The following is a 24599-nucleotide window of genomic DNA, read 5'->3' on the forward strand; positions in this document are numbered from 1 at the left end:
CTTCATGAGGCTCTTGGCCTCCGTAGAAAGCTTGATCCAACCAACTTCCGGTGGCGCCCGCCGGGCGCATCCTGCCGGTTGTAGTCCGGTCGATTGGACTGCTTTCCTTGGAAAGCCACCATCAATAGTCAGTAATAAGCTACCCCCAGCGCCCGGGAGGAACTAATCCGGGAAGCCCGGTTACCCTGCCCGGGGCCCCGAATGTGCCGCAGCTCACTAAGCCGGCGGCGCGAGTTCAGCCGCTGGCGCCCAGGCGCTCCACTGCGGCGTCGATCCGCTCGTCCGAGCCGGTCAGGGCCACCCGGACGAAACCCTTTCCGGCGTCGCCGTAGAAGACACCGGGTCCGACGACGATGCCGAGTTCCGCGAAACGCTGAACCGTGTCCCAGGTGGCTTCACCGGCTGTCGCCCAGAGATACAGCCCGGCCTTTGATTCGTGGATCTTCAGCCCGAAACCTTCGAGGGCCGGCAGCAGCCGTTCGCGCCGGGAACGGTAGAGGTCCTTCTGCGCCAGGACATGCCCGGCGTCGCCCAAAGCCACGCGCATGGCTTCCTGCACCGGATAGGGCACAATCATGCCCGCGTGCTTGCGGCTGTTGACCAGGTTGGCCACGATGGCGGAATCCCCTGCCACGAACGCGGCACGGTAACCGGCCAGGTTGGACTGCTTGCTCAGGGAGTAGACGCTGAGCAGGCCGTCGTTGGAGCCGCCGCTGACCCGGGGATCGAGGATGCTGGGAACGGCTTCGCCACCGCGCTGGGCATCCCATTCCCCCCAGCCGAGCTCGGCGTAACATTCGTCGGAAGCCACCACCGCACCCACTTGGCGGGCCTGCTCCACGATCGCCCTCAGGGATTCAACGTCCCGGACACTTCCGGTGGGATTGCCGGGCGAGTTGACCCAGACCAGGCGGACCTTGGCGCGGGTCGCGGCGTCGAGCTCATCGAGGTCGTCCGCGGCGACAGCAGTGGCACCCGCGAGAGTGGCACCGATGTCGTACGTAGGGTACGCGACCGTCGGTCGCACAACGACGTCGCCGGGGCGCAGCCCCAGCAGGAACGGCAGCCAAGCCACCAGTTCCTTGGAACCGATGGTCGGCAGTACATCCTTGGGATCGAGTCCCGGGACTCCGCGCCGCGCCGCGAACCAGTCGGACACCGCTTGGCGCAAGGCTTCGGTGCCGTGGACCGTCGGATAACCGTGCGAGTCAGAGGCCGCGGCAAGGGCATCCCTCACCAGTTGCGGCGTCGGATCCACCGGCGTCCCGATGGAGAGGTTGACGACTCCCCCCGGGTGTTCCGAAGCCTTGGCAAGGTATGGGGCCATGGCTTCCCACGGGTAATCGGGCAGGTCAAGGCCGAAAGACGGCGCCGCGGAAATCAAAAGTGCACCCGGTCCTAGTGGTCCTGGTTCTGCGGGGGCAGGGCAGCGATGAAGGGGTGGTCCTTGCCGGTGTTGCCGATCTTGGCGGCGCCACCGGGCGAGCCGAGGTCATCGAAGAACTCCACGTTGGCCTTGTAGTAGTCCGCCCACTCTTCCGGGGTGTCATCTTCGTAGTAGATGGCCTCCACCGGGCACACGGGCTCGCAGGCGCCGCAGTCAACGCACTCGTCCGGGTGGATGTAGAGGGACCGCTCGCCTTCATAGATGCAGTCAACCGGGCATTCCTCGATACATGCCTTGTCCTTGACGTCCACACACGGCTGCGCGATTACGTAAGTCACGTCCCTTGCCTCTCCCAGAGTTGCTCCCGGGCGGCTGCCCGGATGGTGCATCCGGCCTTGTCCGCCGGACCTGTTGAATTCTGAGCCTATTATCCAACAGGCCCAAGGCACGAACCTAGCCAGCGTCTTACTATGAACTGGTGAACCCGTCCCGTCCCCAGGATTTCCTGCTGTCCGCCGCCAAAGGAACACGAGTGGTTGTGCGCTACCGGATCGAGGGAGGCTTCACGGATGCCCTCGGCGAGTTGCTTTCCGCCGCCGCCGGCTCCTGCACCATCCGCACCCGCCAGTCCGACGTCGAGATCCCCCTGGAGCTGGTGGTGGCGGCCAAAGCGGTCCCACCACCCCCGCCGCGGCGGAACGCACGCAACGGGGCGTGACTTCACGGCGCAGCCGTTACCCAACCCCACCGGACATGCCCACCCCTCGCTACCAGGACCGGACATAACACCCATATGTCCACCCTTCACGCCGGGCATGGGACATGTCCATTGCTTCTTGCAAAGCGTGGACATACGTCGCTTTGCGCATCGACTGATTACGCCGCCTGATCCATCGAACGCAGGGTCTTACGGAGCGATTGAGAATGGGGCACCACCATCGAAAGAATGTGTCCACTTCTGGTCCCCCGGGCTGGACATGTCCGGCGAGGAGCCGGGTTCAACGGGGGCGCGTAAACACCCGGCACGCCAACATCATCACGAGGGTCACGCCGGCGATCCCGTACACCCACACATTGCCGGGCACATCGGCGAGGATGAGCTGTTTTCCGGGACCGGCTGCCCCGAGCAGCCCCACCAGGACATAGCAGAACACACCGGCAGCCGCCGTCGGGATCAAGGACCGGTACCTACCTGCCCAGCAGCAGTTCCAAGCCGGCGAGCAGCAGTAGCGCCGCCGCGGGTCCCCAGAAAATCTCGACGCCGGCCAGCTGCACCGACTGCCGGTGCAAGGCGGTGCCGGCCAGGGCAGCGAAAAGGGCCACCGGAAGCGCTGCGGCGATGCCGCGGAACGCTCCGGTGACCCTCTTGTTCACTGCTTCAGCCGGACTGCTGCCGGGCCCTTAGGCCTTGGCGCGGGCGCGGGCAGCCTTGGCGCGCTCGTTGGCGTCCAGAATGACCTTGCGGATGCGGATGTCCTCCGGGGTGACCTCGACGCATTCGTCTTCGCGGGCGAATTCGAGGGACTCTTCGAGGGTCAGTTCGCGCGGCGGGGTCAGGTTCTCGAAGGAGTCGGAGGAAGCCGCACGCATGTTGGTGAGCTTCTTTTCCTTCGTGATGTTGACATCCATGTCGTCGGCGCGGGAGTTCTCGCCGACAATCATGCCTTCGTAGACCTCGGACGTGGGCTTCACGAAGAAGGAACCGCGCTCTTGCAGGTTGATCATGGCGAACGGGGTCACCACGCCTGCGCGGTCGGCCACCATCGAACCGTTGGTGCGGTATTCGATCGGGCCGGCCCACGGCTCGTAGCCTTCGGCGATCGAGGAAGCGATACCGGCGCCGCGAGTGTCGGTCAGGAACTTGGTGCGGAAACCGATCAGGCCACGGGCAGGGACGATGAACTCCATGCGGCACCAGCCGGTGCCGTGGTTGGCCATGTTGGTCATGCGGCCCTTGCGGGCGGCCATGAGCTGCGTGACGGCGCCGAGGTACTCCTCAGGCACGTCGATGGTCATGTGTTCCATCGGCTCGTGGACCTTGCCGTCGATGGTCCGGGTGACCACCTGCGGCTTGCCCACCGTCAGCTCGAAACCTTCACGGCGCATCTGCTCCACGAGGATGGCGAGGGCAAGCTCGCCACGGCCCTGGACTTCCCAGGCGTCGGGGCGCTCGGTGGGAAGGACCTTGATGGACACGTTACCGATCAGTTCCTTGTCGAGGCGGTCCTTGACCTGGCGGGCCGTGACCTTGGCACCCTTGACCTTGCCGGCCAGCGGCGAGGTGTTGATACCAATCGTCATGGAGATCGCGGGGTCGTCCACCGTGATGAGCGGCAGCGGCTGCGGGTTTTCGACGTCGGTCAGGGTCTCACCGATGGTGATGTCCTCGATACCGGCGACGGCGACAATCTCACCCGGGCCGGCGGATTCGGCCGGGACGCGCTCCAGGGCCTTGGTGGCCAGGAGTTCGGTGATCTTAACGGTCTTCAGCTCGCCGTCCTGGCGGGCCCAGGCAACCTGCTGGCCCTTGCGGAGGGTGCCGTTGTAGATACGCAGCAGGGCGAGACGGCCAAGGAACGGCGAGGCGTCCAGGTTGGTCACGTGCGCCTGCAGAACGCCATCGGGGTTGTACGTGGGAGCCGGGATGTGCTCGATGATCGTCTTGAAGAGCGGCTCGAGGTCCTCGTTGTCCGGAGCGGAGCCGTCGGCCGGCTGCTCGAGGGAGGCACGGCCCACCTTGGCGGCGGCGTAGACGACGGGAACTTCCAGGACCTTGTCCAGGTCCAGGTCCGGAACCTCGTCGGCCAGGTCGGAGGCCAGGCCCAGGAGCAGGTCCATGGACTCGTGGACGACTTCCTCGATGCGGGCGTCCGGGCGGTCGGTCTTGTTGACCAGCAGGATCACGGGCAGGTGCGCGGCAAGGGCCTTGCGGAGGACGAAGCGGGTCTGCGGGAGCGGACCTTCGGAGGAGTCCACCAGCAGCACGACGCCGTCAACCATGGACAGGCCGCGCTCCACCTCACCACCGAAGTCGGCGTGGCCGGGCGTGTCGATGACGTTGATGGTGATGGTTTCGCCATTGGACGACGGGCCGTTGTAGGCAACCGTGGTGTTCTTGGCGAGGATGGTGATGCCCTTTTCGCGTTCCAGGTCGCCGGAGTCCATGACCCGGTCTTCAACCTCGCCGTGCGCTGCGAAGGAGTTGGTCTGCTTGAGCATGGCGTCGACCAAGGTGGTCTTGCCGTGGTCAACGTGGGCCACAATCGCTACGTTGCGGAGATCACTGCGCGAGGCAATGCGGGTGGTGGTTTCAGACATGCGTAATGGCTCGATTCAGTGGTGAAGTCAGCTGTGGTATCGCGCCATTTCCTAAGACGGAACGCACGACGATCAGACCCTTTGCACAGGGCACCTCCCTAAATTCTAGATGCTGCGGCAATGGTTGGCCTAACGCCAGCCGGACAGCCGGGCCAAAAGTGTCCGTCGTCACAGGCTCCGCCGCAGTTTGTTGCAGAACAGAAATCTCCGGGCCCTGTCATTTGGGATCCCGATGCCCCAGCATTGCAGTGAAGATCGCAGCAAGCCGCCAGGAGAACCACATGCGAACCCGAAGCGCCGCACTATTCGGCGCGGCCCCCCTGCTCGCCCTCGCCCTGGTCTGCTCCGGCTGCGCAGAGCCGTCCGGAAAGGAGACCACCGGAACAGGCAAGCGGACCGCCGTTCCCGTGGCCGCATCCGGCCAGCCCGTTGCCGCTCCGAAACCGGCGGCGGGACTTTCCGAGCCGGACCCGGCCAGCCTCCCGCCAGGCTCCGTGTACCGGAACCCGCGCAACAACCGCGACGAATTGGTCCTGGCCGACATCCGGCACACGGCCGTGCTCATCGGCGATTCACAGTCGGAACCGGAAGGCTCGTGGCCGCGGAGCGCCCTCGCCGCCCTCGGCTACACAGTGTTCTACGCAGGCAAGAGCGGGACCGGTTTCGTTGCAAGCAACAGCAGCACCGGCAACTACATCGACGCCTTGCAGAACGGTGACTGGCTGCTGCCCTACGGTTCCCCGCCGCTCATCGTGGTCCAGGGCGGCGGCAACGACGCCCGCCAAGGCGCGGACGACGCCCGGATCAAGGAGAACGCCGACCGGCTGCTCGCGGCCTTGCGGAGCCGTTACCCCGGCAGCCGCCTGCTAATGATCGGCACGCTCTCCCGCGGGGCCGGCAATGGTGGAGGGCGGCGCGCGGAAGTCGATGCCTTGCTGGGCCGGATCGCCGGCAGTGCCGATATTCCGTTCATCAGCGTCGGCGACTGGATTACCCGCTACGGCGTCGGAGGGGACCTCGTGGATGGCGTGCACCTCGCCGGGCCGGGGCACCGGAAACTCGCGGCGGTCCTTGCCCGGCGGCTCTCGGAGCTGGGCCTGGCGGCCGACGTCCCGGAGTCCTGAGTCCGCGCGGGCTGACGGAAACGCACCGGAAACCGACGACGGCGACCTCCCGCCCTGCAGCGGAAGGCCGCCGTCGTCCTAGGCAGCGGAATCTATGCCGCTATGCGGCGCCCCTTCACTCGATACCTGCGGCGAGGAGCTGGGCACGCAGTTCGCGACGTTCCCGTTGCTTTTCCGGATCCGGAAGCGGCACGGCGGCAAGCAGCCGCTGGGTGTAGGCCTCCTGGGGGTTCCGGAGAATCTGGTCGCGGGTGCCCTGCTCGACAATCCGGCCGCGTTGCATCACACAGATCCGGTCGGCGAGCACATCGACCACCGCAAGGTCGTGGGTGACGAACAGGCAGGCGAAACCGAGCTCGCGCTGCAGGGCCTGGAACAGTTCCAGCACCTTGGCCTGAACCGAGACGTCCAAGGCCGACGTCGGCTCGTCAGCGACCATGAGCTTGGGCTGCAGGGACAGCGCCCGGGCAATGCCGACGCGCTGCTTCTGGCCGCCGGAAAGCTCGTGCGGATAGCGGTTGCGGTAGCCGCGCGGCAGCTCCACCTGGTCAAGGAGCTTTTCGATCCGGCTCTGCAGGGCCGCTCCCTTGGCCACACCAGCCAGGAACATGGGTTCGCCGATGCTTTCGCCAATGGGCAGCCTCGGGTTCAGGGACGAAGACGGGTCCTGGAAGACCATGCCGATGTCCCGCCGGATCTTGTGGAGCTGCTTGCCGTTCCGTTTCGCGAACGAAATGTCCTGCCCGACGACGTGCATGCTGCCTTCCGCGACCGGCAAAAGCCCGACGGCGGCCCGGCCGATGGTGGTCTTGCCCGAGCCGGATTCCCCCACAAGTCCGACAACCTCGCCCGGGTAAATCACCAGGTTTGCACCTTCGACCGCGCGGAACGCCGGGACCCGCCCCTGCTTGGGGTATTCGATGGCAACATCCCTCAGCTCAAGGACCGGTTCGCCTTTCGGCTTCGCGGCTTCCTCGGCCGCAGCCTTGAGTGCTTCCGCGTTCTCCCGTTCGCGGCGTGCCAGTTCCTCAGGGTCCACTGATTCGAGTTCGGAATGGGTGGCCGCGGCGAGAGCCGCCGTGACGTCCACATCGGCGGCGTCGGCGCCCTGGCCCAGGTGGGGAACGGCCGCCAGGAGCGCCTGCGTGTACTCGTGCTGCGGGTTGCTGAAGATCTGCTGGGCGGTGCCCGTTTCCACGATCACGCCCCTGCGCATGACGGCGATCCGGTCTGCGAGATCCGCCACCACTCCCATGTCGTGCGTGATCAGGATGATGGCACTGTCCAGTTTGTTGCGCAGATGCCGCATGAGGTCCAGGATTTCGGCCTGGACCGTGACATCCAGGGCCGTTGTGGGCTCATCGGCGATCAGCAGCTTCGGATCGCAAGACAGGGACTGCGCGATCATGGCGCGCTGGCGCTGGCCGCCGGACAGCTGGTGCGGATAGGACTTGAAGGCCTTCTCCGGGTCCGGAAGCTCGACGAGGTCCAGCATGTGCAGGGCCCGTTCCCTCGCTTCGTCCGGCGAGATTTCGTTGTGCAGCCGGAGCGTCTCCACGATCTGCGCGCCCACGGTGTACACCGGGTTGAGCGCCGTCATGGGTTCCTGGAAGATCACGGCGACATCCTTGCCGCGCACTTCGCGGATCCTGCCGGCGTCAGGACCGATCAGTTCCCGCCCGGAGAGCTTCACGCTGCCCCGTACCCGGCTGTTGCTCGGCAGCAGGCCCAGCAAGGCCATGGAGCTTGCGCTCTTGCCGGAGCCGGACTCGCCGACGATCGCCAGGACCTCGCCCGCCCGGACTTCGTAGTTCAGGCCGATGGCCGCGGGAACCCATTTCTTTTCCACGCCGAAGTCGACGCTGAGGTCCCGGACCTCCAGGACCATCGCCCCGGGAGCGGTCTTGTCCGAATCTGTTTCCAAGGGGATTGCCCCGGAGTTGTCAGTCATTGTTCTGGGTCTTCCCTTCCAGCCGGACAGTGCGCCGCAGGGTGATTAGTGCAGCGGCCCGGAATCCTGAATCATTGGGGGCATGAGCCGAGAGTCCCATGCCGGAAATACCGAAATCTTCACAGCGCGCAGCAGCCGGGTTTTCGCCGGAATCTGCTGGGGCACGGCGGCCATCGGAATTGCCGCCACCCTCGCCTCCGCGGGGCCGGCCGGCCTGCCGGGCACGGCGCCCCTGGTGTTCATCGCTTACATGGGCTGGCTGCTCTTCTGGCGACCCGCCGTCGTCGTGCGCGATGCCGGGGTGACGCTGGAGAACCCCTACCGCACCATCACCGTTCCGTGGGAAGCGCTCGCCACGGTGGACACCCGGTACGCCCTGACCCTGGTCACGCCGCACCGCAAGTACGCCGCCTGGGCCGCGCCCGCTCCGGGAATCTGGGGTGGACGGAACGCGCGCCCCGAGCACCTCAAGGGCCTTCCGGGAGGCAGCTACGGCCCGGCCCAGTCGGTCCGGCCCGGCGACCTGCGGAACACCGATTCCGGCGCGGCCGCCCTCATGGTGCGTTCCCGCTGGGAGCAACTGGTTGAAGCGGGACGGGTCGAAGCCGGACGCGCCGACATCACCCCCGTCGTGGTGGTCTTTGCTTGGCAGCGGATCGTGGTCACCCTGGTACTGGCGGCCGCGGGCGCTTGGGCGGTTTTCGTACTGTAGCTTCACGGATTCTGTCTTCACAGTGCCGCGCTCAGCTTTCCCCGGCATCGGCAGCGGAGCCGGATACCGTGCCTGCCGAGCCGCCCGTCGTGGGCGGGGCCGGCCGCCGCGGGCGCCGGTGCCGTTTCGCTGGAATGGCGGCCGGTTTCCACGGCGTTCTTGGCCCGGAACTTCTTCTGCCGCGGATCGAAGGCGTCGCGCAGGCCATCACCGATGAAGTTGATGCTCAGGCAAATCGCCACGATGAACAGGCCGGGGTACCAGAACAGCCACGGACGCGTCGCAAACGCTTCCTGGTTCTGTGAGATGAGCAGGCCCAGGGAAGTGTCCGGGGACTTCACACCGACGCCCAGGTAGCTGAGCGCGGTTTCCAGGAGGATCGCCGCGGACATCGTGAGGGTCACGTTCACGATCAGCACGCCGACGGCGTTGGGCAGGATGTGCTTGAAGATGATCCTTGCGTTGCTGGCACCGGAAATCCGGGCGGCGTCCACGAACTCCCGCTCACGCAGTGTCAGGAATTCGCCGCGCACCAGGCGGGCCAGGCCGACCCAGCTGACCAGGCCGAGGAAGATGCCCAGGACCACGACACCGTTGCTCGCCGCAAAGCCGGCGAACCAACTGTCCGCGTCACGCCGGTTGGCCATCTGCGCCACGACCGCGGCCAGCAGGAGCACCGGAACGATGATGATGACGTCGGTGAGGCGCATCAGGATGGCTTCGGTCCAGCCGCGGAAATAGCCCGCAAGGCCACCCACGACGGCACCGATCAGGCCGGCGATGCCGCCGATGATCACCATGATGATGATCGACTGCTGTGCGCCGCGCATTGTCATCGCGAAGAGGTCGCGGCCGATGCGGTCCTGACCGAACGGGTGCTCACCCCAGGCCAGCGGCCAGAGGGACACGGAGGGCACGCCGTCGTTAACCAGCGGCGAAACATCGACGTGGTTGTACTTCCACCAGCCGGGAATGCCGGCGAAGCCCACCGAGGTGAAGGCCACGATGAAAATCACGGCAAAAACGGCCAGGCCAACCAGGGCGCCGCTGTGGCCGAAGAAGCGTTTGCGTACGATCTGGCCCTGGCTCAGGCCCTGGAATTCGGGAGCAGCCCCGGGAGCAGCCTCGTGGTGGGCCTGCTGGGCCAGGATGACTTCCTCTTGGGTTGGCTGGCTCATGCTTTGATCCTTACGCGCGGGTCGAGAGCGGAGTACGCGAGGTCCGCAATCAGGTTGAACACCATGGCGGTGATGGCCACGCACAGGAACACGCCCATCACCGGGTTGGGGTCGATGTGGGTGATGCCGTCCAGGAACAGGAAGCCCATGCCGTGCACCGAGAAGACGGACTCCGTGATGACGGCGCCACCGATCAGTGCGCCGATGTCAAAGGCCACGATGGTGGCCAGCGGAATCAGGGCGTTGCGGAAGGCATGGCCCATGATCACGGCCCGTTCGGACAGGCCCTTGGCGCGGGCGGTCCGGATGTAGTCCATGTTCATGATTTCCAGCATCGAGGAGCGCGTGAACCGGGTGTAGCTGGCAAGCGAGACGAGGATCAGTGCAATTGTCGGCAGGATCAGGTGGGTGAAGGTGTCAATGGTCAGGATCCAGTAGTCACCCTGCAGGTTGGGGGTACCTGCACCGATAGTGGCGATGGGACGCCCGCGCACGCGGCTGTTGTTGAAGTAGGCCGGCCAGGCCTGCATGAAGCGGTCCATGGTCACCAGGCCGCCCATCAGGAATGCGGTGATGCCCGCGGCGCGCATGGACTGGCCGCGGTCGTAGCCGCCCATGAGGTAGCCGACGCCGACGCCGACCAGTACCGTCGCGATCGCCAGCAGGAAGATCATCAGGCCGGTGGCCTGGTTCAGAAGCGGCTGGGCGGCGAACCAGGCAATCACGCCGAGGCCGACGACAATCAGGGATGACTGGAGTGCCTTGCGGTTCTTCAGGCCGGAAACCAGCGTGGTCACGGCGAAAGCCAGGCCGACACCGGCAATGGCGATCACAACGGGGCCGAGTCCTGGATTCTTGAACCACAAGGTGACGGAGAAGTACACCATCACGGCTGTAACCGCAGCGAACACCACGGCACCGGAGATCAGGCGGCGTTTAATCTCGCCGCCCACAGCCACCGCTACTACGACGCCAAACACAATCCCGGTGCCCAGGGAAACGGGCAAGGGTATTTCCGGGTTGCGGAGGAAGTTGTTGAAGCCGATGGCCCCGAACTCCTTCAGCAGGACGGCCACCCAGAAGATGGGCAGCGAGAAGAACAGGAAGGCCATGAAGGTCACCCCGTAGTCCAGGGCACTGTACTGACGAAGGGCTGTCACGATGCCCAGGGTGATGCCGATGAGGATGGCAAGCACCGTGGCGCCGGTGACCAGGGTCAGGGTCTGGACCAGGGCAATGCCGAGGGCTTCGGTGATGGGTTGCCCAGTGACGCTCTTGCCGAGGTCACAGCTGCCGGCGAAGGGGACGAGGCATTGGGCAGCCCCTCCCAGCCATTTGAAGTATCGCAGCGGGGCAGGGGTGTCCAGGTCGAGCAACTGGCTGCGCGCATCCATGAGTTGCTGTCTGTTGGGGGCATTGCTGGCACGGAGATCGGCTAGCGGATCACCTGACGACGCTGTCAGGAGATACACCAGGAATGATGCCCCGAGAAGAATGAGAGCGGCGGTTGCCAGTCGCCTTACGACGTAGCTCAGCATTTTTTGTAAGAACCTCAATATCCGGCCTGGGGTTGACCCTGGCCTGTCGCGGTAGCCGGCGGATTGCCCTTCGTTTTGCTGGAGGTGCCGCCTGCGCACTGCTTTGCTTGGCAGAAAGCGCCGGGACCATGTTTCGCGGTCCCGGCGCCTGCTGCATGTGGATTTCTAAGGAGCGGGCTTACTTACGGGCCCAGTCCCAAACGTTCCACCAGACGCCGGTCTGGTTCGGCATGGCGGTCACACCCGTGATCTGGTCCGAGTACGCCTTCACGTCCGGGGACTGGAACAGCGGCAGACCGTAGCTCGTGGCCCAGATTGCGGCATCGATCTTGGTCTGGAGCTCGTCCTGCTTTGCCTTGTCGGTGGTGACGATCAGTTCATCCATCAGCTTGTCGGCATCGGGATCCGACAGGCCGTTGAAGTTGGAACCACCTGCGGTCTTGAAGATCTGCGGAGTGCCGGTGACACCAACGCCCGAGTTGATCCAGCCGAAGATGGTTGCGTCGTAGGAGCCGTCACCCAGGTGCGCGCTCCAGTCAGCCTTGCCGAGGCCGCCGTCGACGATCTTGAAACCGGCCTTGGTGGCGGATTCGCGGATCAGCGAGAAGGCGTCAACACGGTTCGGGTTGTCCTTGTTGTACATGATGCGGATCGTCGGGGTCTTGCCGGCAAGGAGCTGCTTGGCCTTGTCGATGTTGACGTCCTGGTACGCGGAGGAGCCGTTGTTCTTGACCGAATCAGCGTACGCGGCCTGCGCCGGAACGAAGATCTGCGAGTCCAGCGGGGTTGCCTCCGGATCGATCTTCTTGATGATCTTGTCGACGATGTCCTTGCGCGGCACGGTCAGCATGAACGCAGTGCGCACATCCTTGTCGGCGAACGGGCCGGAGTAGTTCAGGTCGAGGTGGTCGTAGGACAGCTGCTTGCCTTGGAGCAGCTGAACGCCGTCGAGGGCCTTGATCTGTTCCACAGTGTCCGCCGAAGCCTGCGGGTTGATGATGTCGACTTCGCCGTTCTTCAGTGCCTGGACCTGGGCCGGGGCGCTGCCGATGGTGCGGACGACGATTTCGTCAGCGTGCGGAGTCGGTCCCCAGTTGTAGTCCTTGTTCCGAACGAGGGTCAGGGACTGCTCGGCGACGACGTCCTTCACGACGTACGGGCCGTTGGAGAGGAACAGGCTCGGGTCCGAAGGCAGGGTCTTGGAATCGAAGCCGGTGCTCCAGAAGTCCGCGACCTTCTTCAGCTGTGCGTTGACCGGCTTGGGTGCTGCCGGATCGCCGCGCTTGACGCTCTTGAAGAGGTCAACCAGTGCCTGTGCATCCTTCAGGCCCGCCTTCTGCGCGACAACGTGGGCGGGGATGTCGATGCCGCCGTTGCCCGCAAAGCCCAGTGCGAGTTCCCAGTCGGCGAAGGGCTTGGAGTACTTCAGGGTGATGCTTCGGTTGTCAGAGCCGATTTCCGGGAAATCCGTCAGGTGCAGACCCGAGGTGTCGGCCGCCGTGAGGAAGTAGGTGGTGCCGGTCTTCTTCTCAGCGTTCGCGTCGTCGTAGTAAGCGGAGCCGGAAGCCCAGGTCAGAAGCAGGTCTGCTGCACTGACCTGCGTCCCGTCGGACCATTTGACGCCCTCGTTGACGGTGTACTTGACCGTCAGCGGATCGTCGGAAAGCTTTTCATACTTGCCGAACTTCTCGTTCTTGACGATGTTCAGTTTGTCGTCGATGTACAGGAAGTTCGAGTGGGTGGCGTACCCGATGTGGCCGTTGACGTCGGAGTTTCCGTCCGCCGTACCAGAGTTGAAGCTGCTGAAACCGTTGGTTTCGGCAACACCGATGGTTCCGCCTTCTTGGGCCCCGCCAGACGTCGTGCTGGGGCTGCCGGTGTTTCCGGCGCAGGCGCTAAGTGCGAGCGTGGCGATTGCCAAGACCCCCACCGCTTGGGAAATACGTCCGAAACGCATTCCGCCTCCTCTTATTAGTGTGGAAAGCCGGCGTTGTTGACCCCGGCGGACAGGACGATACCCAGAGAGCAGCTGTGTCCCGTCTCACATGCTCAGAAGCCTAGTCTTCGTTACATGGCTTTGGAACGAAAGTGCCCTCTCAGAACCGGATGTTTATCGAACTGCAACAGTTGCTTCATTTCCATTTCATTCCGGGCAACGCCCCGACCACAAGCGACCAGTACCGCCGGATGTACACGGAAGCACCTGTGCTGGACGCCGAAGGCGATCCGGCAGCGAGAGTTACGAAAAGCTGCGGCCGCTCGTCGTCGTCGTCGGAACCCGGGCGTTCAGCCAGTGAACCAGTTCAGCCAATGAGCCCGTTCAGCTCACCGTTTGCCCAAACGTCGGCGTGCTGATGGTGGCACCTTGTTCGGATCCCCATGCATCGGCAAGCGGATCATCGGAGAGAAAGCTGAGCGGATCTGCAAGCACCTGCTCGGTCAGCTTTCCGTCGAATGCGTACGCGTAGTATCTGATTCCCATTCGCCAAGCATCCCCGGACTGCGGGCAGCAGGTAACCGCCGCATTCGTGTATGTGGATAACCCGGCGGGTGCTTTGGCGACGGGAGCTCTTACCGTCCGAGCGCCGGGTGGAGATGTTCGCTTTCAATCGCAACCCGCGCCTGTTCCGCCGCTGCCTGAAGAGCCTCCGCAACCGGCGCACTGTCAAGGGTCGCCGCGAGGAAGCCGGCCATGAAGGCATCGCCCGCACCGTTCGTGTCGACGACCTTGGCAGGGACTGCGGCAACCTCGTGCCGTGTGCCGTCCGGTTCCAGAGCGACCGCACCTTCCGCTCCGCGGGTACAGACCGCCAATCGGGGTCCCTGGTCCAAGCAGAAGCGCATGAGTTCCCAGGGATCATCCGTACGGTCGTCGTTGATGAATACGGTGTCGGCTGCGCGCAGGAACGGTTCATGGAACGCCGACGATCCGTCGTAGTCATGAAGATCAACCCAAAGGGGCGGGTGAGTTGGCGCCAGATTCTCCAGAACACGCGCGCCAAGCTCGCTCAGGTCAATCACTGCGACGTCCGCCGCGGCAACTGCGCCCCGGACCGCCCCAAGCGCGCCGGCGGACGGAGCAGAGGGCACCGAAACGTACAGCGAAACCCGCCCGCCGCCGTCGGTCATGAGGTTGACGTGGCGCTCGGTCCGTTCACTGTCGACCGCCTCGACCAAGACACCGGCGCTGGCGAGCAGCCCGCGGAGCCGCCCGCCGTCGTCGTCCATTCCGAGGGGCGTCCATAACCGCACGTCGACGCCGAGCTCCGCAAGGTGCAGCGCCTTGCCCGCCGACGTACCTCCGGCGGTGTGCCAGGCCCTGCGGGCAAACTGCATGTGCGGCACGGGCTCCGGAAGGTGGTCCAGGACAATCAGGTGGTTCCACGAGGCGGGGCCGCAAACGACAACACGGAAGGAATCAGGCATGGTCTCATCCAACACCGTCCTGCCGGTGGGTCACCATCCCGGGACATGCCTAAATGGTCCGCTTCAGGCCTACGTGGGCAGTCCGATATCCGAGGCGGGTGTAGAAGGCCCGGGCCCGTTCCCGTGCCTCGTCCGTGGTCACCTGCGCCAGTTGTGCCCCCCGTGCACGCCCAAAATTGTGCGCCCACTCAAGCATCGCGGTGCCCAAGCCACGTGAACGTTCCGCGGCCGCAACCCGCAGCCCCTCGATCTGTAGTCGGGATGAACCACCCCGGGAAAGACCCGGAATGATGGTCAACTGCATCGTGGCGACGATGCGATCGGCGCCGTTGCGGACAACCCCCAGATAGTTGGAACTGTCGCGAACAACCACGTTGTAGGCCGCCTCGTATCGTTCCAGCTCAACGCACTCACGATCGGGTCCGAACTGATCGTCAGACAGCAGGGCGGCGATGGCTGCAACGTCATCGCGACCCGCCCGTTCCAGCCTGAAGGTCCGGCCCGCCACGCGCAGCAGTCCTCGAACCGAGGATCTCGCATCTGCCTGCAAACGAGTGACCAGCAGATCGAGCCATCCGCCGACGTTGGCTCGAGCCTCAACGGTGTCGGGGTAACGGCATCTCAAGTGCAGGCCGGACTCGTCCAGGATGAACCAAAGCATCACGCCGTCGGTGTCGATTGACGCGCTCACATATTGGGCGTCGAGTCCGATGGAGTCGATTCGCACCGGCAGCCTGCGCAGGTCGAGCCACGAGATCGCGAACATGCCAGGAGCCACGGGCATGCCGCCCCATGGGGCCAGCACGTCAGCGAGCGGCCAGGAGCCAAGCTGCACAGCTTCTTTTACCGCGGCCGCCGCAGCCCGCGGCTCGGAGACCGCCGACTCAAGTACCGAATTGGTAATGAACCAGCCCACTGAGTCATGCCAGACGTCGTCGAAGCGGCTGTGCACGGGAAAGACTGCTCGCAGCGGGGTTCCCGCCAACTCGCGGGTCACAGCAGTCATCGCAACAACAGCGAGTGCCAGCGTCGAGACACCGTCGTCGCGGGCCTGCGCAGCAAACGCGGCACCGTCGTCGAGATCGAACACATCGCGCACTTCTACACGTTCGCGCTGCGGAACGGGCGCACCCAAGGGCAGTGGAAACTGCGGCATCACGCCGCCGCTGTCCCCGATGATGTCTTCCCAGCGTTGACGGACGTGCTCCGGAGCCGCATTCCGATCCAGCAGTGCTTGCGTGTGTTCTTCGAATGCCGGCACTGGCCCGGGCAACAGTTCACGGCCCGCCTTCCCGGCATCGAGCGCCGAGAGGAGGTCGCGCGCGATCACCAGCATGGACCACATATCGACGTGGGCGTGGTCGGCCGCAATCACGACAGTGAGTCCGGCAGCAGTCTCCAATACGCACAGCCGGTGTGAGGGCTGTGCGTAAGGCGAACATGCGGCGTCGAGAATGTCCCGCACCGCGTCATTGACGGCCTGACCAGGAGAGATCTGATGCTCAACCCAGGTTCCCGGACCGATCTCGATTTCGTGAAGCTCCGGCTCACCATCCGCACCGGGCACGAATGCCGTGCGCAGTGTGCCATGACGGGCGACGACGGCCAGCCAGGCATCGGCAATTGACTCACGAGGGGTTGGGGTAGGCAGCCGGAAAGACAATGCCATCCAGGAGCCCGGGCGTTCGCCAGCCCCCACATGGAGCCGCTGGTCAAAGGACACCGGAAGGGGTCGCTTGGGCGCAGACGCAGTGACGTCGTAGCCCCAAAGTCGTCCGAACGGTAGGCGCAGGTGCGTGACGTTGGTCAGCCGCATGGCAGTATCCTAGTGCCCCGGTTAGCCTGAATACCCAACGCGGCCGCTCGACGTGACGCGGCCAGTCACGAAATGAGGAGCCTGATGCCCACTTTCGAGGTTCCCGGAGCCGAGCTTGCGGTTGCTTTGAGCGACGAAGGTGGACACCCTGTTGTCCAGTTGCATGGCCTTACCTCAAGCCGCGCGCGCGACCGGGTGCTCAACCTCGACCTCGGCCGGGGGCTTAGTGGAACTCGGCTGGTGCGGTATGACGCGCGAGGCCATGGCCGGTCGACGGGGCGGAAGGTCCCCGAGGACTATCAATGGCCGAGCCTGGCCGAGGATCTCCTGCGTCTGCTCGATCACTGGTTCCCGGGCGAACGGGTCCACGGAGTTGGTCCCTCCATGGGTGCAGCGACACTTCTTCACGCCGCATCCCGCGAGCCGGACCGCTTTACCGGGCTCACCCTTATGGTGCCGCCCACGGCATGGGAAACCCGAGCTGCACAGGCTGGGAACTACCGGGTTGCCGCGGACCTTATCGAATCTGTCGGGGTCGAGGCATTCCTCGCCACCACCCGCGGAGCGACACCGCCACCGGCCACAATCGGTGCGCCGGAGACGGTGCCCGATGTTGCGGACGCACTCTTGCCCTCGTTGTTTCGAGGCGCGGCATTCAGCGATCTGCCTGCCCCTGAGGCCGTCGCACGAATCCACGCACCGACGACGATCCTGGCGTGGATCGATGATCCCGGCCACCCGCTGTCAACCGCGGAGTCCCTTGCCGCGCTGCTCCCCCAGGCAACACTGACGGTCGCCCGCACCCCGGAAGATGTCGAAACCTGGCCGGGTATCCTGAGCCAGGATGTCGCCGGTCGGGGCTAGGCAACTCGCCCGGCTTGCTGACAAGTGAAGCGGAACCCGGCTAGACGTTGAAGCGGAACTCCACCACGTCGCCGTCGGCCATGACGTAGTCCTTGCCTTCGATCCGGACCTTGCCGCGGGACTTGGCTTCGCTCATGGAACCGGCGTCCACAAGGTCGTGGAAGGAGACCACTTCGGCCTTGATGAAGCCACGCTGGAAGTCGCTGTGGATCACTCCGGCGGCCTGGGGCGCGGTGTCGCCCTGGTGGATAGTCCAGGCACGCGCTTCCTTGGGGCCAGCGGTGAGGTAGGTCTGCAGGCCAAGGGTGTGGAAGCCGACGCGGGCCAGCTGGTCGAGGCCGGATTCGTCCTGGCCGTTCATTTCCAGCATTTCGCGGGCTTCTTCTTCGTCGAGTTCGACGAGGTCCGCTTCGAGCTTGGCGTCAAGGAAGATGCAGTCGGCCGGAGCAACCATGGCACGGAGTTCTTCCTGCTTCTCCGGGCTGCCAAGGATGCCTTCGTCGGCGTTGAAGACATAGATGAAGGGCTTGGCCGTCAGGAGGCTGAGTTCCTTGAGGTGCTCAAGCTCGAGTTTGTCGCTCTTGACCGAGGAGAAGATGGTATCGCCGCGTTCGAGGACCACCTTGGCGGCCTCGATGGCCGCGAGTTCTGCGGACTCGCGCTTCTTCATCTTGACTTCTTTTTCGATCCGCGGGATGGCCTTTTCGATCGTCTGAAGATCGGCCAGGATCAGCTCAGTGTTGATGGTCTCCATGTCCGAGCTGGGATCCACCTTGCCGTCCACGTGCACCACATCGGGGTCATCGAACACGCGGACGACCTGGGCGATGGCTTCGGCCTCGCGGATGTTGGCAAGGAACTGGTTGCCCAGGCCTTCACCTTCGGAAGCGCCCTTGACGATGCCAGCGATGTCCACGAACGACACGGTCGCCGGCAGGAGCCGCTGCGAGCCGAAGATATCGGCGAGCTGCTGGAGCCGGGGATCGGGAAGGCTCACGACGCCGACGTTCGGTTCGATCGTTGCGAACGGGTAGTTCGCCGCGAGGACCTGGTTGCGGGTCAGTGCGTTGAAGAGGGTTGATTTGCCGACGTTGGGCAGTCCGACGATGCCAATAGTAAGAGCCACGAGCATTGATTCTACCTGTTGCGCGGGCTGCCATGCGTTGCCGTTCCGCGCCCTGGAAACGCCGATCCCAAGAATGTCAGAGCCTTCTGCCAAGGTGGGGACATGGATGGATTTGTAGTCTTGTTGGCGTTGTTCATGCTGCTGCTCGGGGCGGCTCTCGGCCTGGCCGGTGGGTTCGTTGCCTTCCGGCGCCGCAGTGCGGCGTTGGAAGCGGATTTCGACGGCGTCTCCGCCCGCCTGGCGGAAGTCTCCGCCAACTATGCGGCCGCCGACGCCGAACGAAACCTTCTGCTTGCGCAGAACCGTGAGCTCGGGGCGGCACGGAACCAGGACGGCAATGTACTGCGCGCCTTGGGGCCGGTGGCGGAGAAGCTCTCGGCAGTCCAGCAGCAGGTCTCCCTGCTCGAACGGGATCGGCTGGAACAGTACGGCCAGTTGGCCCAGCAACTGCAGGAAGCACGCCAGTCGGATGAACAGCTCCTTCGTTCCACCCATGCCCTGGCCTCGGCACTGCGCTCCAACAGCGCGCGAGGGCAATGGGGGGAGGTCCAGCTGCGGCGGGTCGTGGAGGCCGCGGGCATGCTCCGGCACGTCGACTTCCAGGAGCAGTTCCACGCCGTGTCCGGCGACTCCTCGCTGCGGCCCGACCTGGTGGTTCAGCTCCCTGGCGGCAAGCAGCTGGTGGTTGACGCCAAAGTACCTTTGGCTGCCTACCTGGCGGCGCAGGAAGCCGGATCGTCCGGCACGCAAAGCGGCAACGGTATCCAAAGCGGCAACGGTGCGGCGCAGGGCGCCAGTGAGCTGCTGGCGGCACACGCCAAGGCCCTGAAGTCCCATGTTGATTCACTGAGTTCCAAGAAGTACTGGGACATTCCCGGCAACTCCCCGGAGCTTGTGGTTTGCTTCCTGCCGGCGGAATCGATTCTTGCCGCAGCGTTGGAAGCGGATCCTGCCCTGCTGGACCACGCTTTGTCCCGCAACGTGGTGCTCGCCTCCCCCGGCACGCTGCTGGCGGTGCTGAAGTCGGTGGCCTTCACCTGGCGGCAGGATGTGCTGACGGACAATGCCCGGCAGCTGTTTGAACTCGCGCAGCAGCTCTACGACCGCATGGGCACCCTGGGTGAGAACGTCGGCCGCCTGGGCAGTTCCCTGAAGACATCCGTGGACCGCTACAACGCGTTGGTCGGGACGCTGGAGGCAAGGGTGCTACCCACAGCGCGGAAGCTCAACGCCATGGACACGGACGGCCTGGCGGTACCGGCCGCCGTCGAGGTGGTTCCGCGGGCCCTCGCTGCACCCGAGCTCCGTGAAACCCGCGAACTCAGGGAAAGCGATGAGCTCCGGGAAAGCAACGACGAATCCGCAGCCTAGGCAGGCCCGCAGTCTAGGAGTTGGAGCGGTTCCCGCGCCCGCCGAGGGCGCGGGAGACATCCCCGGCAGACTTGAGTGTGGCGCGCAGTTCCTTCGGCAGGGAGAAAAGAAGGTCCTCCTCGGCCGTGACGACTTCCTCCACGGCGCCATACCCGTACTCGGCAAGCAGGCGGAGGACGTCCTGGACGAGGACCTCGGGAACGGACGCACCCGAGGTGACGCCGACCGTGGCCACGCCTTCGAACCAGGTTTCGTCCACCTCGTTGGCGAAGTCCACGCGGTGTGACGCCTTGGCACCGTACTCGAGCGCGACCTCCACGAGGCGCACCGAGTTGGAGGAGTTCGCCGAACCCACCACGATCACCAGGTCGGCTTGCGGAGCGATTTTCTTGATGGCCACCTGGCGGTTGGTGGTGGCGTAGCAGATGTCGTCGCTGGGCGGATCCTGCAGCGTCGGGAAACGTTCCTTGAGCAGCCGCACGGTTTCCATGGTCTCGTCCACGCTCAAGGTGGTCTGGGACAGCCAGATGGTCTTGTCCGGGTTGCGGACCGTGACCTGGTCCACCTCGTGCGGGCCGTTGATGATCTGGATGTGGTCCGGGGCCTCCCCTGCGGTGCCTTCCACTTCCTCGTGGCCGTCGTGGCCGATCAGCAGGATGTCGTAGTCCTCCTTGGCAAAACGCACGGCTTCGCGGTGGACCTTGGTGACGAGGGGGCAGGTTGCATCGATGGTGCGCAGGCCGCGGTCTTCGGCGGACTGCACGACGGCGGGAGACACACCGTGGGCGGAGAAAATCACCAGGGCACCCTCTGGCACCTCGTCGGTTTCGTCGACGAAGATCGCGCCCTTTTCCTCGAGCGAGGTAACCACGTGCACGTTGTGCACGATCTGCTTGCGGACATAGACGGGCGGTCCGTAGTGCTCCAGGGCCTTCTCGACGGCGATGACGGCACGGTCGACGCCGGCGCAGTAGCCGCGCGGTGCGGCAAGGAGGACGCGCTTGGACCCGGAAACGGGGGCGGCAGCCAGCACTTCTTCCGGGGACCTCCGCCGGCGCGGAATGGTGGGCATCGGTACGGACACTGCGGAGCTGCTCATCCCTCCATGCTACCGGGAGCGCGCGGAGGGTCCGGCAGAGTCCGGGTCACCCGGCAGCCCGGACGGCAGCGTTCCTTCTGCGGCGCAGGATCAGGCCGAGGACGCCCGCGAAGAACAGCGCTCCTCCGGTCAACGCCGTCGCGGCGACCCATGGGGCAAAGCCGGCAACCGACGCGGCAATGAGTTCGCGGGCAAAGAGGGCGCCCATGGCGCTCTCCCCCAGCCCGGCACTGGCGAGTCCGCTGAACAGTACTGCGGAAGCCTGCCAGACACCCGCAAGCACCGCCAGGCCGAGACCCGTGCACACGAGCACCACAGATCGGCGGCGGGCCGCCAGTACCGCCAAGGCCAGGGTCATCACTGCTCCCAGGCCCGCCGGCCACCACAGCGGGGTGTAGGCAGCCAGCCTGTCCACCACCTGCCGCTGGGAGGGGCCGCCGATGCCCACCACTGCGGTGTCCGGCACTGCGAGCTGTGCACCGGTGGCGGCGCGCAGCTTGTCGCCGAGAAGGCGCACGAACGGTCCAAGGTCGAGCACCAAGGATGTTTCCGTGGCGGCGTCCCCGGAGGCCGGATGCGCGGACCGTGCGGAATCATCGGCCGAGGGAACCGCCGTTTCTGCGAAATTCAGGCGATGGCTCCTGCGGACCGTCTCGTTCCAGGCCTGCGGGTATTCCGGCCAGCTGCTCATATGCTGCGCCGCGTCCTTGAGCAGGGACGCCCCGAGCTTCTCGGCAGGAGCCGGCAGATCAAGCCGGGCCTCGAGGTTGCTGACGGCAATTCCGGCAAGCCGCGCCTGGAACGCCGGATCTTTCCCCAGCCGGTCCGTCAGCTGCACGAAACCGTCTTCGCGGACGATGTTGCGTTCGGTCCATGCCGCCGGGACGGCGAATCCAGTCAATAGGAGGGCAAGTATCACTGCGAGTGCAGAGACAAAGGTACGCAAGGGGAATTCCTCGGGTCGGGGCCAACTGCCATCCTACGGGTGAATGTCACTGCTGCCTGCAAGGGTATGGATAGAGTTGAAAAGCACAGCGGAGCACCCCGCCGTTGCAGGCAATCAAGTAAGCCGCCACGCAATCAGAGCAGCTAGGACGGAACCCATGCATCAGTCGTCGCCCGGCCGTGGATCCGCCCATGGCTGCTGAGGACACGGGAGCCACTTTCCCGGGCGGCGGCGCGCCCGGGGATGCCCAGGATGCCGAGGCGCAGCCGGCTGCTTCGACCCTGCCGGCAACGGCCGCCGAGACAAGTCCGAACCATCCGTGGCCGCTGCATCTGTTGTCCCGGAAGCTGAAGGCGCATATCGAGCGGGCTCCCGCCGTCTGGATCGAAGCACAGATCATCGAGCTCAACCGCCGCGGCGGCAGCGCGTTTGCCACGCTCCGGGACACGGACGCCGAGATCTCGCTGCCGGCGTCGCTGTGGTCGAACGTGCTTGACCGCCAGAAGACGCCGCTGGAGCGCGGCTCCCGCGTCGTGGCCCTGGTCAAGCCCGAGTTCTGGATGAAGACCGGCCGCCTGAACATGTCCGTCCGGGACATCCGTCCTGTCGGGCTGGGTGATCTCCTTGTCAGGATCGAGCGGCTGCGCCAGGCCCTGGCCGCCGAAGGACTCTTCGCCGACGCCAGGAAGAAGCCGCTGCCCCTCCTTCCCCATCGCATCGGACTCATCACCGGACGGGACTCGGACGCCAAGAAGGACGTGCTGCGCAACGCCGCCCTGCGCTGGCCCGCCGTCGAGTTCGATGTCCGCGAGGTGGCCGTGCAGGGAAACACCGCAGTGGGCCAGGTCCTCGCCGCGCTCCGGGCGCTCGACGCAGATCCGCACATTGATGTCATCGTGATTGCGCGCGGCGGCGGCGCCCTGGAGGACCTGCTGCCGTTCAGCAACGAAGAGCTCATCCGCGCCGTGTCCGCGGCCGCCACCCCCGTGGTCAGCGCGATCGGGCATGAAGCCGACCGGCCGATCCTCGACGACGTCGCGGACCTCCGCGCATCGACCCCCACCGATGCAGCGAAACGGGTCGTTCCCGACGTGTCCGAGGAACTGGCGAAGGTGCGGGTTGCCCGCGACCACCTCAACCGCTCCATCCTCAGGCTGCTTGACCGGGAAAGTGACCGGCTCCACGCCCTGCGATCCCGGCCGGTGATGGCCTCGCCGGAAGTGATGGTGACCGCGCGGGAAGAGGACATCACCAGGCTGCGGAGGCACGCGCACACCGCGGTGAGCTCCGCCGTCGTCCGCGCTCTGGACCAGGTCCACCACCTCAGGGCACGGGTACGGGCGCTCTCCCCTCAAAAGACCCTGGACCGCGGCTACGCGGTGGTCCAGGTGGCCGGACCCGACGGCCTGGGCCGTGACGTCGTCAGAAGTCCCGGGCAGGCACCCCACGGCACGCCGCTGACCGTCCGGGTGGCGGAAGGCCGTTTCGCCGCGGTCGCCGACGGCAGCCAGCCGGCCGCCCCGTCCGAGGCAACAGAACTACCCGCAATTGAGAGAGGATCCCGATGAGCGCAGAGAACCGCTCCACAGAGAACCACACCGGCGGCGCCGGCCAGGAAGCGGGTGCAACGGCCCCGGATGCCCTGGGCTACGAAGAAGCCCGCGAGCAGCTTGCCGCCGTGGTGGCCAGGCTGGAAGCCGGTGGTGCGAGCCTTGAGGAATCCCTCGCCCTCTGGGAACGCGGCGAGGCCCTGGCCAAGCAGTGCGAGGAGTGGCTGGAAGGTGCGCGGCGGCGGCTTGCCAGCGCCAAGGAAGCCAACAACAGCGGCGAGGACAACTAGGACACACAGCCAGGAAGCAGATCAGGACGCGGCGACTCGTTCGCGTTCCGCGGCGACATCAAACTCTGCCGCAGGCCATTGCAGGGATAGCCCCTCGAGCGCTGTGATCAGCAGCTCCTGGACGGCGATCCTGGCGAACCATTTCCTGTTCGCCGGAACCACGTGCCAAGGCGCGACAGTGGTGGACGTCTTGTCGAAGACCTTCTGGAAGGCGTCCATGTAGGCGTCCCAGTGGGCCCGTTCGGCGAGGTCGTCGGGGCTGTATTTCCAATGCTTCGCAGGATCGTCGAGGCGCGCGAGCAACCGTTTTTTCTGCTCGTCCCGGCTGATGTGCAGCATGACCTTGACGATCGCCGTTCCCTCGTCAGCGAGACGGGCCTCGAAGTCGTTGATGGCTGCGTACCGCCGCTCGAGCTCGGCTTCGTCGGCCCAGCCGTGGACCCGGTGGATCAGCACGTCCTCATAGTGTGAACGGTCGAAGACCCCGACCATGCCGGCACCCGGGACCGCCTTCTCGACCCGCCAAAGGAAATCGTGCGACTTTTCCTCGTCCGTGGGGGCCTTGAAGGCGGTGAGCTTCACTCCTTGTGGATCCATGGCCGCCACCACGTGGCCCACAATGCCGCCCTTGCCCGCAGTGTCCATGGCCTGCAGGATCAGCAGCACCCGCTTGCTGCTGCCGAACCTTCCCTCGGCAAAGAGCATTTCCTGCAGTTCGTTGAGGCGGCTGTCCTGGGCGGCCAGCAGTGCCGCGCCATCGGTCTTGGCACCCGGGTAGCCGGGCGTCGATTCCGGATCAACTGAGGACAGCAGGAACCCCGGCGCGATCGCCAGGGTTCCTGCCGGGTCCTGTTCGAATTCCAGTGCGCTGGATTTCCCTCCACCGGCCACAGGTGCCCCCTG

Annotated in this window: 23 protein-coding genes; 7 read left to right on the forward strand and 16 right to left on the reverse strand. The window is 65.3% G+C overall.

Annotation, left to right across the window (positions count from 1 at the left end):
• Window positions 1-235: 235 nt before the first annotated feature.
• Together dapC and fdxA are read right to left on the reverse strand one after the other, a co-directional pair.
• Window positions 236-1384 (reverse strand): succinyldiaminopimelate transaminase, encoded by a 1149-nt coding sequence (gene dapC, locus ACZ9CK_RS12195; RefSeq protein ID WP_426298814.1) that lies wholly within the window; start codon window positions 1382-1384, stop codon window positions 236-238.
• A 14-nt stretch (window positions 1385-1398) separates the two neighbouring features.
• Window positions 1399-1725 carry a ferredoxin gene (fdxA, locus tag ACZ9CK_RS12200; RefSeq protein WP_018776555.1) on the reverse strand — a complete coding sequence of 109 codons (327 nt, stop codon included), beginning with the start codon at window positions 1723-1725 and terminating at the stop codon, window positions 1399-1401.
• Window positions 1726-1865: 140 nt separating this feature from the next.
• Here fdxA and ACZ9CK_RS12205 point away from each other — a divergent pair, with 140 nt between their 5' ends.
• The gene (locus tag ACZ9CK_RS12205; protein ID WP_426298817.1) at window positions 1866-2105 is read left to right on the forward strand and encodes a putative acetyltransferase; all 240 of its coding nucleotides are present in this window, start codon (window positions 1866-1868) and stop codon (window positions 2103-2105) included.
• Between the two features lie 280 nt (window positions 2106-2385).
• Here the strand turns inward: ACZ9CK_RS12205 and ACZ9CK_RS12210 are convergent, their stop codons facing one another.
• From ACZ9CK_RS12210 to typA, 3 genes are read right to left on the reverse strand one after another with little or no spacing between them, the layout of a single operon-like run.
• The gene (locus tag ACZ9CK_RS12210; RefSeq protein ID WP_476050071.1) at window positions 2386-2565 is read right to left on the reverse strand and encodes a hypothetical protein; all 180 of its coding nucleotides are present in this window, start codon (window positions 2563-2565) and stop codon (window positions 2386-2388) included.
• A 10-nt stretch (window positions 2566-2575) separates the two neighbouring features.
• Window positions 2576-2761: a hypothetical protein gene (locus tag ACZ9CK_RS12215; RefSeq protein ID WP_476050072.1), complete on the reverse strand. Its 186-nt coding sequence runs from the start codon at window positions 2759-2761 to the stop codon at window positions 2576-2578.
• Between the two features lie 27 nt (window positions 2762-2788).
• The gene (gene typA / locus ACZ9CK_RS12220) at window positions 2789-4705 is read right to left on the reverse strand and encodes a translational GTPase TypA (RefSeq protein ID WP_426298821.1); all 1917 of its coding nucleotides are present in this window, start codon (window positions 4703-4705) and stop codon (window positions 2789-2791) included.
• 281 nt (window positions 4706-4986) lie between these two features.
• On the opposite strand from typA, the gene ACZ9CK_RS12225 reads away from it, so the two are divergent.
• A complete protein-coding gene (locus ACZ9CK_RS12225; RefSeq protein ID WP_476050073.1) occupies window positions 4987-5829 on the forward strand; it encodes an SGNH/GDSL hydrolase family protein in 843 nt (280 codons plus the stop codon).
• Between the two features lie 115 nt (window positions 5830-5944).
• Here ACZ9CK_RS12225 and ACZ9CK_RS12230 read toward each other — a convergent pair whose 3' ends face one another.
• Window positions 5945-7780 (reverse strand): ABC transporter ATP-binding protein, encoded by a 1836-nt coding sequence (locus ACZ9CK_RS12230; protein WP_476050074.1) that lies wholly within the window; start codon window positions 7778-7780, stop codon window positions 5945-5947.
• A gap of 82 nt (window positions 7781-7862) precedes the next feature.
• On the opposite strand from ACZ9CK_RS12230, the gene ACZ9CK_RS12235 reads away from it, so the two are divergent.
• Window positions 7863-8492, forward strand: a complete 630-nt coding sequence (locus tag ACZ9CK_RS12235; protein WP_426298827.1) for a PH domain-containing protein — start codon at window positions 7863-7865, stop codon at window positions 8490-8492.
• Window positions 8493-8509: 17 nt separating this feature from the next.
• On the opposite strand, the gene ACZ9CK_RS12240 is transcribed toward ACZ9CK_RS12235, so the two are convergent.
• The 6 genes from ACZ9CK_RS12240 to ACZ9CK_RS12265 all read right to left on the reverse strand — a co-directional run bounded on the left by ACZ9CK_RS12240 (window position 8510) and on the right by ACZ9CK_RS12265 (window position 16450).
• Window positions 8510-9670, reverse strand: coding sequence for an ABC transporter permease (locus ACZ9CK_RS12240; protein ID WP_476050075.1), 1161 nt, complete (start codon window positions 9668-9670; stop codon window positions 8510-8512).
• Window positions 9667-11208, reverse strand: coding sequence for an ABC transporter permease (locus tag ACZ9CK_RS12245; protein WP_426298831.1), 1542 nt, complete (start codon window positions 11206-11208; stop codon window positions 9667-9669). Before ACZ9CK_RS12245 ends, ACZ9CK_RS12240 begins: the two co-directional genes overlap by 4 nt.
• Window positions 11209-11386: 178 nt before the next feature.
• The gene (locus ACZ9CK_RS12250) at window positions 11387-13165 is read right to left on the reverse strand and encodes an ABC transporter family substrate-binding protein (RefSeq protein WP_426298833.1); all 1779 of its coding nucleotides are present in this window, start codon (window positions 13163-13165) and stop codon (window positions 11387-11389) included.
• Between the two features lie 363 nt (window positions 13166-13528).
• Entirely contained in the window at window positions 13529-13690 is a 162-nt protein-coding gene (locus tag ACZ9CK_RS12255) for a hypothetical protein (protein WP_476050076.1), read from the reverse strand.
• Between the two features lie 89 nt (window positions 13691-13779).
• Window positions 13780-14634 carry a carbohydrate kinase family protein gene (locus ACZ9CK_RS12260; protein ID WP_476050077.1) on the reverse strand — a complete coding sequence of 285 codons (855 nt, stop codon included), beginning with the start codon at window positions 14632-14634 and terminating at the stop codon, window positions 13780-13782.
• A 49-nt stretch (window positions 14635-14683) separates the two neighbouring features.
• Complete coding sequence (locus tag ACZ9CK_RS12265; protein ID WP_476050078.1) at window positions 14684-16450, reverse strand: GNAT family N-acetyltransferase; 1767 nt, start codon at window positions 16448-16450, stop codon at window positions 14684-14686.
• An 84-nt stretch (window positions 16451-16534) separates the two neighbouring features.
• Here ACZ9CK_RS12265 and ACZ9CK_RS12270 point away from each other — a divergent pair, with 84 nt between their 5' ends.
• A complete protein-coding gene (locus ACZ9CK_RS12270) occupies window positions 16535-17314 on the forward strand; it encodes an alpha/beta fold hydrolase (RefSeq protein ID WP_476050079.1) in 780 nt (259 codons plus the stop codon).
• A 40-nt stretch (window positions 17315-17354) separates the two neighbouring features.
• Here ACZ9CK_RS12270 and ychF read toward each other — a convergent pair whose 3' ends face one another.
• A complete protein-coding gene (gene ychF / locus ACZ9CK_RS12275; protein WP_426298843.1) occupies window positions 17355-18440 on the reverse strand; it encodes a redox-regulated ATPase YchF in 1086 nt (361 codons plus the stop codon).
• A gap of 102 nt (window positions 18441-18542) precedes the next feature.
• Between ychF and ACZ9CK_RS12280 the strand changes: the two genes are divergently transcribed.
• Window positions 18543-19811 carry a DNA recombination protein RmuC gene (locus tag ACZ9CK_RS12280; protein WP_426298845.1) on the forward strand — a complete coding sequence of 423 codons (1269 nt, stop codon included), beginning with the start codon at window positions 18543-18545 and terminating at the stop codon, window positions 19809-19811.
• Window positions 19812-19824: 13 nt separating this feature from the next.
• Here ACZ9CK_RS12280 and ACZ9CK_RS12285 read toward each other — a convergent pair whose 3' ends face one another.
• Window positions 19825-20910, reverse strand: a complete 1086-nt coding sequence (locus ACZ9CK_RS12285) for a 4-hydroxy-3-methylbut-2-enyl diphosphate reductase (protein WP_426298847.1) — start codon at window positions 20908-20910, stop codon at window positions 19825-19827.
• Window positions 20911-20956: 46 nt separating this feature from the next.
• The gene (locus tag ACZ9CK_RS12290) at window positions 20957-21856 is read right to left on the reverse strand and encodes a hypothetical protein (protein WP_476050080.1); all 900 of its coding nucleotides are present in this window, start codon (window positions 21854-21856) and stop codon (window positions 20957-20959) included.
• A 191-nt stretch (window positions 21857-22047) separates the two neighbouring features.
• Between ACZ9CK_RS12290 and xseA the strand changes: the two genes are divergently transcribed.
• Complete coding sequence (gene xseA, locus ACZ9CK_RS12295; RefSeq protein WP_476050081.1) at window positions 22048-23424, forward strand: exodeoxyribonuclease VII large subunit; 1377 nt, start codon at window positions 22048-22050, stop codon at window positions 23422-23424.
• On the forward strand, window positions 23421-23696 hold the full coding sequence (locus ACZ9CK_RS12300; RefSeq protein ID WP_426298853.1) for an exodeoxyribonuclease VII small subunit: 276 nt from the start codon (window positions 23421-23423) through the stop codon (window positions 23694-23696). Before xseA ends, ACZ9CK_RS12300 begins: the two co-directional genes overlap by 4 nt.
• A gap of 21 nt (window positions 23697-23717) precedes the next feature.
• On the opposite strand, the gene ACZ9CK_RS12305 is transcribed toward ACZ9CK_RS12300, so the two are convergent.
• A complete protein-coding gene (locus ACZ9CK_RS12305; protein WP_476050082.1) occupies window positions 23718-24587 on the reverse strand; it encodes a polyphosphate kinase 2 family protein in 870 nt (289 codons plus the stop codon).
• Window positions 24588-24599 lie beyond the last annotated feature (12 nt).

Source organism: Arthrobacter sp. TE26545, assembly GCF_056279005.1.

Coding starts and splice junctions, on each gene's coding strand:
- typA (WP_426298821.1), bottom strand. CDS start 4,705: ATGTCTGAAACCACCACCCGCATTGCCTCGCGCAGTGATCTCCGCAAC.
- ACZ9CK_RS12225 (WP_476050073.1), top strand. CDS start 4,987: ATGCGAACCCGAAGCGCCGCACTATTCGGCGCGGCCCCCCTGCTCGCC.
- ACZ9CK_RS12230 (WP_476050074.1), bottom strand. CDS start 7,780: ATGACTGACAACTCCGGGGCAATCCCCTTGGAAACAGATTCGGACAAG.
- ACZ9CK_RS12235 (WP_426298827.1), top strand. CDS start 7,863: ATGAGCCGAGAGTCCCATGCCGGAAATACCGAAATCTTCACAGCGCGC.
- ACZ9CK_RS12240 (WP_476050075.1), bottom strand. CDS start 9,670: ATGAGCCAGCCAACCCAAGAGGAAGTCATCCTGGCCCAGCAGGCCCAC.
- ACZ9CK_RS12245 (WP_426298831.1), bottom strand. CDS start 11,208: ATGCTGAGCTACGTCGTAAGGCGACTGGCAACCGCCGCTCTCATTCTT.
- ACZ9CK_RS12250 (WP_426298833.1), bottom strand. CDS start 13,165: ATGCGTTTCGGACGTATTTCCCAAGCGGTGGGGGTCTTGGCAATCGCC.
- ACZ9CK_RS12255 (WP_476050076.1), bottom strand. CDS start 13,690: ATGGGAATCAGATACTACGCGTACGCATTCGACGGAAAGCTGACCGAG.
- ACZ9CK_RS12260 (WP_476050077.1), bottom strand. CDS start 14,634: ATGCCTGATTCCTTCCGTGTTGTCGTTTGCGGCCCCGCCTCGTGGAAC.
- ACZ9CK_RS12265 (WP_476050078.1), bottom strand. CDS start 16,450: ATGCGGCTGACCAACGTCACGCACCTGCGCCTACCGTTCGGACGACTT.
- ACZ9CK_RS12270 (WP_476050079.1), top strand. CDS start 16,535: ATGCCCACTTTCGAGGTTCCCGGAGCCGAGCTTGCGGTTGCTTTGAGC.
- ACZ9CK_RS12280 (WP_426298845.1), top strand. CDS start 18,543: ATGGATGGATTTGTAGTCTTGTTGGCGTTGTTCATGCTGCTGCTCGGG.
- ACZ9CK_RS12285 (WP_426298847.1), bottom strand. CDS start 20,910: ATGAGCAGCTCCGCAGTGTCCGTACCGATGCCCACCATTCCGCGCCGG.
- xseA (WP_476050081.1), top strand. CDS start 22,048: ATGGCTGCTGAGGACACGGGAGCCACTTTCCCGGGCGGCGGCGCGCCC.
- ACZ9CK_RS12300 (WP_426298853.1), top strand. CDS start 23,421: ATGAGCGCAGAGAACCGCTCCACAGAGAACCACACCGGCGGCGCCGGC.